Source organism: Micromonospora sp. NPDC049089, from assembly GCF_040648775.1.
Taxonomy (GTDB): domain Bacteria; phylum Actinomycetota; class Actinomycetes; order Mycobacteriales; family Micromonosporaceae; genus Micromonospora.
This window is the reverse complement of sequence record NZ_JBEZEH010000209.1, coordinates 1-12,719: the sequence shown is the minus strand read 5'-3', so window position 1 is coordinate 12,719 and position 12,719 is coordinate 1. Positions and strand designations below refer to the sequence as shown.

Genomic DNA, 12,719 nt, shown 5'->3' with positions numbered 1-12,719 from the left:
CGGCGCGCCCCCCCCCCCCCCCCCCCCCCCACCACAAAAACAAAAAAAAAAAGTACACGGCCCCCCCCAAGCACCCCGGGCCCCCAAACCCCCCCCCCCGCCGGGCCCCCCCCCCGGCTCGCTGTGCGCCACCCCCCGGCATACCTTCGCGTCCGATATATTGCTCCAGTGGACACACCTCTACGCGAACCGACCTTCCTGATCCTGACCGCGCTGGCCGCCCAGCCGATGCACGGATACGGGCTGATCGGTGAGGTCGCCGCCCTCTCCGACAACCGCGTGTCGCTACGCCCCGGGACGCTCTACGGAGCGCTCGACCGGCTGGTCGACGCCGGCCTCGTCGAGGTCGACCGGGAGGAGGTGGTGGACGGCAGACTGCGCCGTTACTACCGCCTCTCCCCCGCTGGTGAGACCACGTTGAGCACCGAGACCGAGCGGCTGCGCCGCAACGTCGAAGCCGCCACCGCCCGGCTGTCCAAGCGGACTCGCGCCGCCCTCCCGACCACCCCACGCACGGCCGGAGGCTTGGCATGAACGACCTGGAACGCCGCTACTTCCGGCTGCTGCGCGCGTACCCCGCCGACTACCGGCGCGCGCGCGGCGCCGAAATCGTCGGCACCTACCTCGACCTGGCCGCCCTTGACCAACGCTGGCCGGCACCGGCGGACGCCGCGGACCTGGTGCGCGGCGGCCTCCGCCAGCGGCTGCGGACCGCGGGCGTCACCGACCTGATCCCGGGGGTACGCCTCGCGGGGCTGCTGGCCCTGGTCACCGCCAGCGCCCTGGCCGGTGTCTGGGGTACGGCAGAGTTGCACCCGCCGCCCGCCGAGTGGGGCGTCCCCCACGTCGGCCCGTTCGTCTCGCTCGGTGTCGTCGCGTGGGCGGCATGGCTGCTGGCGGCGGTGGTGATCGCCGTCGCGCCGAGCCGGGTCGCCCGGCGGGCCATCACCTTCGCGCTGGTGCTCACGATCGCGCTGCCACCGGTGGCCGCGGCGCTCGACACACTCCGACCGCCGCTGATGGTGCTGCTGCCGCAGGTGGTCCTGGGCCTGCTGGGGCTCGCCCTGCCCGATCGACCCTCCCGGGCGATCCGCCTCGCGCCGGCGCTGTCCGCACTGTTGGCGGTGCTGGCGACGCAGTTCCTCGTGGGCTTGGACCCGACCTTCATGTACTACGGCGACACCATGGAAGTCTTCCTGCCCACCGTCGGCGGACTGTTGCTGGTCGTCGGGGCACTGTTGGCCATGGGGCTGGCACTGGGCGGGGACACCCGCGGCGGCTGGGCGCTCGTCACACTGCTCACTCCCGCCGGTTTCCTGGCGGTGCCCGGCCTGGCTGACAACTTCGGCGCGGCACAGGGCGCCGTCACCTTCGCGGAGCTGGCGGTGACCGCTGTCGCCGTCGCGCTCGCCGGTCCCGCCGTACTGTTCCTGACCGTCCTGCTCCGCTCCCGCCGGGCCTCCACCCCCCAGCCCTCAACCCAACCCTGCCCCACCTGCGGCGCGCGAGCCTAACCCCACCCCACCCCACCCCACCCCGCCCCGCCCCGCACGACGCTGACGATCATGAGGTTGGCGAGGCGCTGCGTCCGAATTGCCCCCGTCAACCTCATGATCGAGGGCGTCAGCGGCGGCAGCGGCGGGCGGTGCGGGCGGTGCGGATGAGCACGGTCAGGAGCAGAGCGGTCATCGCCAGGGCACCGGGTGCCTTGGTGACGCGGGCCAGGTTGGTGCCGTCGGGCAGGGCGAGGAAGGCTGCCGCAGCGGTGGGCAGCACGAACCACGTCGTGCGGGCGGCGGTGAGCGCGAGCAGCGCCAGCGGCCAGGTCGCGTACCAGGGGTGAAAGACCGGGGACAGGACGACGGTGGCGACCAGTGCCAACGCCGCGCCGTGCAGCGCCACCCGGGACCGCACCACCGGAGCACACCCCACCTCAGGGCGCGCGTCGTTCAGTCCGCGCAGGGTCTGCCAGGCCCGCCACCAGAGCACCAGCAGCACCCCGACGAGCAGCAGCAGCGCGACCGCTCGGACCACCGGCACCGCCTGCGGGTCCCGGCCGACCAGCGCGCCGGCGTAGTCGACCACGAAGCCCACGGCGGTGGGTGGCGACGTCCACTGCTCCGAGTCGCCACTGTGGGTCAGCCCGCCCACCCAGCCGAAGCCGAGGCCGGACACCGCGGAGGTGACCAGCAGCGCGGCGACCAGCCCACCGGCCAGCCATCCAGCGTGGCGCAGCAGCGCCCGAACGGTGGGCTGGTCGGGCATCCCGGCCAGCACCGCGAACGGCACCACCACCACGGCGCTGGCCTTCACCGTGACGGCCAGCCCGAGCAGCGCCCCGGCGAGCAGCAGCGCCGCCGGCCGACCTGGTCGCCGGACCACGACCAACAGTCCACACAGCAGCAGGCCCAGCATCACGGCGTCGTTGTGCGCGCCGGCCACCAGGTGTACGCCGACCAGCGGACCGGCCAGCGCCAACCAGACCGCCCGCCGGGCCGGCACCCCGGCCGCCCGGGCCAGCGCGGGCAGGCAGAGCGCGGCCAGCAGCAGCCCTGCCACGGCGATCACGCGCAGCGCCACGATGGTCCCGGTTAGCCCGCCGCCGACGCCGACGGCGAGGGCCGCGAGCAGGACGAAGACCGGACCGTACGGTGCCGGGGTGTCCCGCCAGATCGGTGCCACCGTGTCCAGCCAGGGGCAGCCCGCCGCGTCCACCCCCACTGTGTACGGGTCGACGCCGTGCGCGTATGTCCAGCCCTGGCAGGCGTACGAGTAGACGTCCCGGCTGCCCAGCGGTGGCGCGAGCAGTAGCGGTAGCGCCCACAGCCCGGCGGTGACGTACGCCCAACGGGTCGACGGCGCACCGTCGCGCAGTGACCACCACGCCCCGACCAGCAGCACGGTGCCGATCAGCCAGCAGGTCAGCGTCGCCGGGCCGTCCGGGGTCTGCCAGATCGACGTGGGTGTCACGCCCAGCGGGGCGTCGGGCAGTGCCCCGCCGAGGTATCCGGCCACGGCGAGCAGGACCGCCCCGGCCAGGCCGGCGTACCGGGAGAGAGAGGCACCGGGAGCGGTCACCGGCGCACCTTCCCTCAGTCGGCGGCGACCGGCTGACGGGCCGCCCGAGCCGACCGTACCAACCGGATGACCAGCACGATCACCAACAGCGTCATCAGCGGCGCCCCGACCGTCTTGGTGTACCGGGGCAGCCCGGTGCCGTCGGGCAGCACCAGGAAGGACGCGACCAGTGCGACCACTGTGAACCATCTGGTCCGCTGGGCGGTGGCCGCGAGCACGAACAGCGGCCAGGTCCAGTACCAGGGGTGCACGACGGGGGCGAGCGCGACGGTGAGGGCGAGCGCGAGGCCGGCGTGGTACAGCGGGTCGCGGGTGCGGGCCCGCCACCAGAGCCAGACGAGTAGCACCGCCAGGAGGACCACGGCGATTCCGCGAGTGACCGGAAGCGCGTCGATGTGACCACCGAACAGCGCCGCGACGTAACCGACAGTCTGTCCCACGGCGGTCGACGGGGACGTCCAGGCGATGGCGGCGCCACCCTGGGACAGCCCGCCGATCCAACCGAAGTCCAGCCCACCGACGACTGTCACGCCGACCACTGTGGCGACGGTGCCGCCGACCACCCAGCCGCCGTCGCGGATCAGCGTGCGGATCCGGTACGGCCCGGCGGTGGCGGCCAGCGCGGCGAACGGCACCACCACCACGGCGGTCACCTTGATCGCCACCGCGATCCCGAGGAGGAGCCCGCCGACCAGCAGCATTCCGCGCCGGCCCGGGTGCGCCGCCACCACGGCCAGCCCACCGACCAACGCGGCGAGCATCAGCACGTCGTTGTGCGGGCCACCGATCAGGTGCGCGGCGACCAGCGGGGAACCCAGCGCCAGCCACACCGCCCGCTTCGCCGGCACACCGGCCCGACGTGCCAGCGCCGGCAGGGCCCACGCGGTGAGGACGACGCCGACCAGCGACAGCGCTCGGAACAGCACGATGCTGGCGGTCAGCGACCCGGTGGCCTTCACCACGGCGCCCGCGACGAGCACGAACAGCGGCCCGTACGGCGCCGGGGTGTCGCGCCAGATGACCGAGACGGTGTCCAGCCAGGGGCAGGGCAGCGCGGAGACACCCTGCTCGTACGGGCTGAGGCCGCCGACGAAGCTGGCGCCCTGGCAGGCGTACGCGTACACGTCCCGGCTGCCGAAAGGCGGTGCGATCAGCAACGGCAGCAGCCAGAGCCCGACGGTGACCAGGGCCCAGCGCGTCGAGGGTCCCCCGTCACGTAGCGCCCACCAGGCGTACGCCATCAGGCCGGTGCCGACCAGCCAGGCGGCGAGGATCAGCGGGCCGTTGGGCCCCTGCCAGATGCTGACCGGGGTGCTGCGCAGGGGGCCGCCGGGAAACGCGCCGCCGAGGAAGGCGGACAGCGCGAGCAGCATCGAGCCGGCCAGGCCGGTCCAGCGCGCGAGGTGGGAGGGCACGCCGGACATGCTGCCAGCCCGTCGGTGGGAGGCCGACGGCAGGCACGGTCAGCAGTGGCGCGTCGGTGCCAGCCCACTGGAGATCGAGTAGTCGCCGGCGGCGCGGATGCGCACCTCGGTCCACCCGTCCGGGCCCGGTCGCAGACATCCGTCCGGGCCGCTCAGTGTGAGCCAGCGCGACCAGCGCACCCGGACCGGCACGTCCCCGGGCGTGGCGGTCAGCCGGACCGCGCCGCGGTCGGCGGTGACGAGTCGACCCGGGGCACCGACCAGCGGGGTCGGATCGACCACGGCGTACATCTGCCAGGTCGGGTCACGCCAGACCTCCCGCAGGTACGGCAGGCCGGCACGGATCAGCGCGGCCTCGTCGCGGCCCCACCGGTCGGCGGGTGCGTCCGGGGCGAGCACCACGTAGCTCACCGCCTCGTGCCGTAGCCACTTCTCGTACGTCTGCGCGCTCAGGCTGCCGTCGTAGAACAGCGCGTTGCGGTCGCTGTCGACCTGGCGTTCCCAACCCCGGGCCAGTGGCACGGTCGGCGGCAGGTACGCGGACTCCCAGTGGTCGCGCAGCGGCACCACCTCGACCCGCCCGGCCGGCTGCCGCCTGTCGAGTTCGGCGACGAGCGGTTGGTAGAAACTTTCGGCGCTCTCCGGGGCGCCGGCCCGGGTCACGTCGCTGATCATCACCGGCGACTGCCACCACACGGTCGCGGCGAGCAGACCGGCCAGCCACGGCCCCGGCAGGGCGGCGTACCCGGCCAGCACGGGCAGGGCGAACAGCATCGGCAGTCGCAGCGCGTTGGAACCGATCGGGCTGGGCACGTAGTACGCCCCGATCAGCAGCAGCACGGTGAGCGCCGCGCCGATGCGCAGCACCCGACGGCGACGCGGCAGCACGACCGCCACCAGCACCGCGAGCGCGACGTTGATGCGCATCGATTCGGCCGAGTACGGCTGGGTGCCTCCGTTGCCGAAGAGGAACGCCATCGGGGCGAGCGTGACGGCGGGCGCCACGGCCAGGACGAACCCCTCGACCAGTGGTCGGTCGGCCCGCCAGCCTCCGGGCAGCGGGCGGCCCGGCCCGTCACCGGTGCGCAGGGCGCTGAGCAGCAGCGCCGCGCCGGCCAGCCCGGTGAACAGGCCGGCGACCGGGCTGGCCGCCGTCGCCAGCGCGGCGCAGACGGCGGCGAGCGTCAGCCGGAGCCAGCGGGGTGGGCGTTCCGCGCTGACCGCGCAGAGCGCCAGCAGCCCGAACGCCAGCCCGACCGCGAAGGTGATCCGACCGCTGGCCAGGTTGCCGACCAGCACCACCGCGCCGAGGACACCGGCCAGCAGCGGTCGGCGGGCCCGGTTGCGGGTGAACAGCCAACCCAGCGCGCCCGCGCCGACCACGGCGGCGACCGCCCCCAGCGGACGCACCCCGATCAGCGCGCCCAACCTGGCCGTGAAGAGGCTGTAGCCGTACTGGTTGACGCCGCCGTACCAGCCGAAATCGACCGGTGCGGCCCCGTACCGCTCGGTGAACCCGGCACGCGCCACCTGGGCGGCGAGGTCGGTGCCCATCGGTGGAGCGAGGAGGAACGCTACGGCGAGCAGCACCGCCACCCCGGTCGCCGCCGCCCAGCCCGCGATACTCCGCCCGGTCGGGGGCGGAGACGCGTCAGGCATCGAGGACCCGTTCGGCAGCCGCGCGGGAGCGGCGGCCGGTGCGCAGGTACTCGTCGAGGAACTCCCCCGGGTCGTCGCGGCCGAGCAGCCGGGCCACCCCGGCCAACTCCACCCCGTGCCGGGGCAGTTGGTCGCCGGCCCGACCCCGGACCAGCATCAACGCGTTGCGGACCTGCGCGGCCAGGGCCCACCCGGCGGCCATCTCCGCGGCGTCCGCCGGGTCGATCAGGCCGGCCCGCTCGGCCGCCGCGAGGGCGTCGAGGGTACGCGTGCCGCGCAGCTCCGGGATCGCGCCGGCGTGCCGGAGCTGGACGAGTTGCACAGCCCACTCCACGTCGGCGAGCCCACCGCGACCCAACTTGGTGTGGGTGGCCGGGTCGGCGCCACGAGGCAGCCGTTCGGTCTCCACCCGGGCCTTGATCCGCCGGATCTCGACGACCTGCTCGCGGGTCAGCCCGTCGGCCGGGTAGCGCACCGGCTCGATCATCGCCTCGAACTCGGCGCCCAGGTCGGCGTCGCCGCAGACGAACCGGGCGCGCAGCAGTGCCTGCGCCTCCCACACCCGCGACCAGCGGGCGTAGTACGCGGCGTACGCGGCGAGGCTGCGGACCAGCGGGCCCTGGCGGCCCTCCGGGCGCAGGTCGGCGTCGACGCCCAGCGGCGGGTCGGGGGCGGGTACGCCGAGCAGCCGGCGCAGCTCCTCGGCGACGGCGTGCGCGGCCGCGCTGGCGGCGCTCTCGCTGGTGCCCGGGGGCGGGTCGTAGACGAAGAGCACGTCGGCGTCGGAGAGGTAGTTCGACTCGTACCCGCCGAGCCGGCCCATGCCGATCACCGCGAACCGCAGCCCCGCCGGTGCCGGCTGGCTGGCCTGAGCGGCCCGCAGCGCGGCGGCCAGGGTGGCGTCGGTGACGTCGGCGAGCGCCGTACCCACCTCGGTGATGTCGGACAGTTTGCGGGCGGGCCGGTTCGCGCCGTCCGCCCGGGTGGGGCTGGGCGCGAGCGCGCCGGCCCGGCAGAGCACGTCGGCGCAGGCCACCCGGACCAGTTCGCGACGTCGCAGCGCGCGCACCGCGCTGGTGGCCTCGACCGGGTCGGTGTGCCGGGCCGCCGCCGCCAGGAACCCCTCCCGCAGCACCTCGGGCGCGCGTGGCGCCAGCTCGTTCTCCTCGGCCAGCAGCCGCAGCGCCTCGGGGTCGCGGGCGAGCAGGTCGGCGACGTACCGGGACAGTGCGAGGACCCGGGCCAGCCGACGGGCGACCGGGCCGCCGTCGCGCAGCAGCCGCAGATACCAGGGGGTGCTGCCCAGCTTGTCGGAGACCTTGCGGTAGTTGAGCAGCCCCCGGTCCGGCTCGGGCGCGTCGGCGAACTCGCTGAGCAGCACCGGCAGCAGTGTGCGCTGGATGGCCGCCGTACGGCTCACCCCGCCGGTGAGCGCCTGGAGGTGGCGCAACGCCCCGGCCGGGTCGGCGAAGCCGAGGATCTCCAGGCGGTTCCTGGCCGCCTCCGGGGTGAGCCGCAACCCGTCGGCCGGCACCCGGGCCACCGACTCCAGCAGCGGCCGGTAGAGCAGTTTGGCGTGCAGTCGGCGTACCTCGGTGGCGTGGGTGACCCACTCGGCCCGGAAGCTCTCCACGGCGCTGCGCCCCGGCGCGGCAGTGAAACCCAGCGCGGCGGCGAGCCAGCGCAGCGCGCCCGGCTCGGCGGGCACCGTGTGCGTACGACGCAGGCCCTGGAGTTGCAGCCGGTGCTCGACGCCGCGCAGGAAGCGGTAGCCGCGCAGCAGGGCCTCGCCGTCGGCCCGACCGACGTAGCCGCCGGCGACGAGCGCGCGCAACGCCGGGATGGTGCCGGGCGGACGCAGCGTCTCGTCGCCGCGACCGTGCACGAGTTGCAGCAACTGGACGGCGAACTCGATGTCGCGCAGCCCGCCCGGACCGCGCTTGATCTCGCGCTCCAGCTCCTTCGGCGGGATGTGGTCGATGATCCGGCGGCGCATGGCGCGGACGTCCTCGACCGCCTCGGGCCGCTCGGCCGCCCGCCAGACCAGCGGCGCGAGCTGGTCGATCCATTCCTGGGCCAGCGGCAGGTCCCCGGCGGCCGGGCGGGCCTTGAGCAGCGCCTGGAACTCCCAGGTGCGCGCCCACCGCCGGTAGTAGGCCAGGTGGCTGGCGAGGGTCCGCACCAGCGGGCCGCGGCTGCCCTCGGGGCGCAGCGCGGCGTCCACCGGCCAGGCGACCAGCCCGCAGATGGAGATCAACCGGGTCGCCACCTGGGTCGCGGCGGGCAGGTCGGCATCCTCGGCGGCCACGAAGATGACGTCCACGTCGGAGACGTAGTTCAGTTCGCCGCCGCCGCACTTGCCCATCGCCACGACCGCCAGTCGGGGCCGCTCGGTGCCCTCCGCCAGCTCTGCGACCGCGATCTCGTACGCCGCGGACAGCGTCGCGTCGGCCAGCGCGGAGAGCGCGGCCATGGTCTGCTCCAAGCCGCGACCGCCGGTCAGGTCGGCCGCCGCGATCCGCAACAACGCCAGGCGGTACGCGGTCCGCAGCGCCGCCACCGGGTTGGTGCCGTCGGCCGGCTCCAGCCGCCCCTCAGCGATCGGAGCGAGCCCGTCCGCCGCGGTCCGCAGCGCCCGATAGTGCTCGGGGTGGGCCACCAGGTGGTCGCCGAGCGCCGCCGACGCGCCGAGCACCGCGATCAGCCGCCGCCGCAGTCCGGGATCGGCGTGCACGTCCGCGAGCAGCGGCGATTCGGCGCCGCCTGCGGTGGTACGGCCCTCGGCCTCCACGATGCGGTGCAGTTGGCGCAGCGCCAGGTCCGGGTCGGCGGCCCGGGACAGCGCGGAGAGCAGCTCCGCTGCGGCCTCGTCGACCGGTTCCTGCTCGACCGGCCGCCACAGTCGCAGTCCTTCCGGGCCGAGCAGGTCCGCGGCGCGCGCGCCACCATCGCCTTCGGCGGTGCCGAAGCCGTACCGGGCCAGTCGGCCCGACGCCCTGGTCGGCCGGCTCATCAGTGCCCGAGCAGCGGCAGGCCGCGCCGAATCGTGCTGTCGTCCAACTCGCCGAGGGCCAGCGCGGCGAACCGCGCGGCGAACGGCTGCCAGACCTCCTCGACGTCGGCCAGCACCGAGGCGCAGGCCGCGACGACCAGCTCCGGGTCGTAGCCCAGCTCGGCGAGTTGGACCGAGTCGGTGGCCCAGTCGGCGATCATCGCGGCGTCGCACTCGATGTGGAACTGCAACCCCCACGCCCGGTCACCGAGGCGGAACGCCTGATGCGGGTAGCGGGTGGAGGCGGCCAGCAGGGTAGCGCCCCGAGGCAGCTCGGTGATCTCGTCGGCGTGCCACTGGAGCACGTCCGGGATCAACGGCACGTACCGGAACAACGGGTCGTTCTCGGCGGCGTCGCGCCGCCCGACCACGCCGGGGCCGATCTCCGGCCCGGACGGGCTGCGCTCCACCAACCCGGCGTGTGCGGTGGCGAGCAGCTGCGCGCCCAGGCAGACCGCGAGGGTCGGCACCCGGTACCGGACCGCCTTGCGCAGCAGGCCCTCCACGGCGGGAAACCAGGGCGCGCCGGGCGAGCCGTCCGGCAACGGGTACGCCTGTTGGTCGCCGCCGAGCACCACCAGCGCCGCGTACCCCTCCAGGTCGGCGGGGAGTTCGTCGCCGGCGTGCGGACGCACCACCCACAGCTCCAGCCCAGCCTCGGTCAGCCACTCACCCAGCCGGCGCGCGTCGTCCGTCGGGTCGTTCTCGATCACCAGCGCGGTTGCCACCCGTCGAGGCTAGCCGGTACGCCGCACGGCATCACGCCCCGGCACGGGCCACGCGGCCGGGTGGCGTTCCCGCCTCGGCCGGGTCGTTAGGCTCTGCGGTTGTGATCAGCGAGGACACCGCCGCCGTACGCCCGCCCGTGCTGCGCCCGGGTGACACGGTGCTGCTGGTGTCGCCGTCCGGGCCGACCTCGCCGGAGCGGGTGGCCAGGGGCATGGAACTGCTCACCGGCTGGGGCCTGCGCCCGGTGCCGGCACCGAACGCGTACGCCCGCCACGGCTATCTCGCCGGCACCGACGACCTGCGTGCCGCCGACCTGAACGCGGCCTTCGCCGACCCTGACGTACGCGGGGTGATCTGCACCCGCGGCGGCTACGGGGCCCAACGGATCGTGGACGCCATCGACATGGCCGCCGTCCGCCGCGACCCGAAGGTGGTGGCCGGTTTCTCGGACATCACCGCGTTGCAGTTCGCACTGTGGCGGGGCGCCCGCCTGGCCGGGGTGCACGGCCCCGGTGCGGCCTGGCGCGACGAGCGGACGCCGCTGCGCTCCGCCGAATCCCTGCACGCGGCGCTGATGACCACCGAACCGGTGTCGATCACCGCAGTGCCCACCGAGGAGACCTTCGGCGTACGCGTCCCGGGTCGCGCCACCGGCACCCTGCTCGGCGGCAACCTGTGCATGATCGCCGCGTCGATCGGCACGCCCGACCTGCCCGACCTGACCGGTGCGGTGCTGTTGATCGAGGACGTGCAGGAACCCCCGTACAAGGTCGACCGGATGCTCACCCACCTGCGCCGGGCCGGCGCGCTGGACGGCCTGGCCGGGGTGGCGGTCGGGCAGTTCACCGACTGCGGCGACGGGTGGGACACCACAATCGTCGACGTACTCACCGAACGCCTCGGCGACCTGGGCGTACCGGTCCTCGGCGGCCTTCCCATCGGCCACGGTCCCAACCAACTCACAGTCCCCATCGGCACCGAGGCAACCCTCGACACCACCACAGCCACCCTCACCGCAACCCCCGCAGTCCACTAACCCCGCCCTCGGCGCTCCCCCTCGCCCGGCGCTCCTCCCTCCCCCGCCCCCGCCCCGGTGATCGAGAGATTTGCGTCATGTTCGGGGCGGATCCTGACGCAAATCTCTTGATCACCGGGGTTGGGTCAGAGGGGTAGGTGGGCTACTGCTCCGATTTCCAGGGCGGCCCAGATGCCGGTGGGGGTGCGGGTGATGCCGTGCGGTTCGGCGTTGGGGGTGGGCAGGGCGTAGCCCTCGAACCGTCCGGTGGGATCGAGGTGACCGATCCGGTTGGCACCCCACTCGGTGAACCACACGCCGCCATCCGGGTCGCCCACTATCGCGTGCGGGCGGGCCGCCCGGTCCGGCAGCGGAAACTCGACGATCTCGCCGTCCGGGTCGAGGCGACCGAGCTGACCGGCGCCGATCTCCACGAACCAGATGACGCCGTCGAGACCCACGGTGATGCCGACCGGGCCCGCCTTCACTGTGGGCAGCGGATGCAGCGTCACCCTGCCGTCGAGATCGATCCGGCCGATCGCGTTCGCCTGGTGGAGGGTGAACCAGAGAGCCTGGTCCGCTCCCGCAGCGATCATCGAGGCGAACCCGCCGGTCACCGGCAACGGGAATGCGGTGTGGCTGCCGTCGGTCCCCACCCGGCCGATGGTGTCGGAGGTCATCCCGGCGTACCAGAGCGCACCATCAGGCCCAGCCGCGATGCCACCCGGCCCGGTGCCGGCGGGCAGGGCGATGGTGCGCTGCTCACCGTCGACGGTGATCCGACCGATCCGGTCGTCCCCTGAGCGGGTGAACCAGAGCGCCCCGTCCGGCCCTGCCGTGATGATCAACGGACGACCGCCGGCCGGATCCAGCGGGTAGGTCCGGACCGCGCCGTCGGGCGACAACCGGGCGATGCCACCGGCATGGGCCAACGTCAGCCACAACGCGCCGTCCGGGCCAGGCGTGATGCCGTACGGCCCGGCGTCCGGCTCGACAAGTGGAATCTCCCGAATTTCGACGGTCATGCCGCAGTGTCCTTTCCGTCGGTGGATCGTCCACCCTGACCGCTCGGCCAGCGACCACACAACCGATTTCGCCCACCGCCGCCCGGGATTATCAGCTCGCTGACAGGGTCGCCACGGCTTCCGCCCAGACGGCCCGGTCACTGTCAGTGATGACAGCGCAGGATGACCGAACCTCTGGAGGACAGCATGTCCCGCACCATCCGCAGGAAGCACCTGCTGGCCGGCCTGGCCACCGCCGGCGTCCTCGGCGTCGGGATCGCGGCCCCGACGATCGCGTTCGCCGCCGACACCCCCACGCCGACACCGAGCGCCGGCACCGCCCCGGCTCCCGACGCGGCGCCAGGCGCGAAGGCCGACCGGCAGGGCGCGTTCGCCGAGGAGCTCGCCAAGGAGCTTGGCGTGCCCACCGACAAGGTGACCGCCGCACTGGAGAAGATCCGCGAACAGCACCGGCCGGCCGACCGACCGCAGCGCCCGTCCGCCGAGGACCGTCAGGCCGCGATCAAGCAGCGCCTGGACCAGGCGGTCAAGGACGGCAAGCTCACCCAGGAGCAGGCCGACGCCATCACCAAGGCCGTCGAGGCCGGCGTCTTCCCCGGCCCCGGCGGCCACCGCGGCATGGGCGGCCACCACGGCGCTGGTACGCCCGGCACCCCCCAACCCCCGTCGCCCGCCGGGCCCTAATGGCAGCCTTGGCGTTCAGCCACACCGAAGCAGTGCTCACCGGGCACACCGAC

The 12,719-nt window shown here is 74.2% G+C and carries 10 protein-coding genes; 4 read left to right on the top strand and 6 right to left on the bottom strand.

Going from position 1 to position 12,719, the window contains the following annotated elements; all coding sequences use genetic code 11:
- Nucleotides 1-168 precede the first annotated feature (168 nt).
- Together AB0B48_RS27715 and AB0B48_RS27710 are read left to right on the top strand one after the other, a co-directional pair.
- Nucleotides 169-534: a helix-turn-helix transcriptional regulator gene (locus tag AB0B48_RS27715; RefSeq protein ID WP_357206601.1), complete on the top strand. Its 366-nt coding sequence runs from the start codon at nucleotides 169-171 to the stop codon at nucleotides 532-534.
- Nucleotides 531-1,514, top strand: a complete 984-nt coding sequence (locus tag AB0B48_RS27710) for a hypothetical protein (RefSeq protein WP_357206599.1) — start codon at nucleotides 531-533, stop codon at nucleotides 1,512-1,514. Before AB0B48_RS27715 ends, AB0B48_RS27710 begins: the two co-directional genes overlap by 4 nt.
- A gap of 109 nt (nucleotides 1,515-1,623) precedes the next feature.
- Here AB0B48_RS27710 and mptB (AB0B48_RS27705) read toward each other — a convergent pair whose 3' ends face one another.
- From mptB (AB0B48_RS27705) to AB0B48_RS27685, 5 genes are read right to left on the bottom strand one after another with little or no spacing between them, the layout of a single operon-like run.
- Nucleotides 1,624-3,078 (bottom strand): polyprenol phosphomannose-dependent alpha 1,6 mannosyltransferase MptB, encoded by a 1,455-nt coding sequence (gene mptB / locus AB0B48_RS27705; protein WP_357206597.1) that lies wholly within the window; start codon nucleotides 3,076-3,078, stop codon nucleotides 1,624-1,626.
- A 14-nt stretch (nucleotides 3,079-3,092) separates the two neighbouring features.
- Nucleotides 3,093-4,493 carry a polyprenol phosphomannose-dependent alpha 1,6 mannosyltransferase MptB gene (mptB, locus tag AB0B48_RS27700; protein WP_357206595.1) on the bottom strand — a complete coding sequence of 467 codons (1,401 nt, stop codon included), beginning with the start codon at nucleotides 4,491-4,493 and terminating at the stop codon, nucleotides 3,093-3,095.
- 48 nt (nucleotides 4,494-4,541) lie between these two features.
- Complete coding sequence (locus AB0B48_RS27695) at nucleotides 4,542-6,161, bottom strand: hypothetical protein (protein ID WP_357206593.1); 1,620 nt, start codon at nucleotides 6,159-6,161, stop codon at nucleotides 4,542-4,544.
- On the bottom strand, nucleotides 6,154-9,174 hold the full coding sequence (locus AB0B48_RS27690; RefSeq protein ID WP_357206591.1) for a bifunctional [glutamine synthetase] adenylyltransferase/[glutamine synthetase]-adenylyl-L-tyrosine phosphorylase: 3,021 nt from the start codon (nucleotides 9,172-9,174) through the stop codon (nucleotides 6,154-6,156). The genes AB0B48_RS27695 and AB0B48_RS27690 overlap by 8 nt, the downstream gene beginning before the upstream one ends.
- Nucleotides 9,174-9,941, bottom strand: coding sequence for a type 1 glutamine amidotransferase (locus AB0B48_RS27685; RefSeq protein ID WP_357206589.1), 768 nt, complete (start codon nucleotides 9,939-9,941; stop codon nucleotides 9,174-9,176). Before AB0B48_RS27685 ends, AB0B48_RS27690 begins: the two co-directional genes overlap by 1 nt.
- A 101-nt stretch (nucleotides 9,942-10,042) precedes the next feature.
- Here AB0B48_RS27685 and AB0B48_RS27680 point away from each other — a divergent pair, with 101 nt between their 5' ends.
- Nucleotides 10,043-10,978 carry an LD-carboxypeptidase gene (locus AB0B48_RS27680; protein WP_357206587.1) on the top strand — a complete coding sequence of 312 codons (936 nt, stop codon included), beginning with the start codon at nucleotides 10,043-10,045 and terminating at the stop codon, nucleotides 10,976-10,978.
- 125 nt (nucleotides 10,979-11,103) lie between these two features.
- On the opposite strand, the gene AB0B48_RS27675 is transcribed toward AB0B48_RS27680, so the two are convergent.
- Complete coding sequence (locus AB0B48_RS27675) at nucleotides 11,104-11,982, bottom strand: virginiamycin B lyase (RefSeq protein ID WP_357206585.1); 879 nt, start codon at nucleotides 11,980-11,982, stop codon at nucleotides 11,104-11,106.
- 186 nt (nucleotides 11,983-12,168) lie between these two features.
- Between AB0B48_RS27675 and AB0B48_RS27670 the strand changes: the two genes are divergently transcribed.
- A complete protein-coding gene (locus AB0B48_RS27670; protein ID WP_357206603.1) occupies nucleotides 12,169-12,666 on the top strand; it encodes a hypothetical protein in 498 nt (165 codons plus the stop codon).
- Nucleotides 12,667-12,719 lie beyond the last annotated feature (53 nt).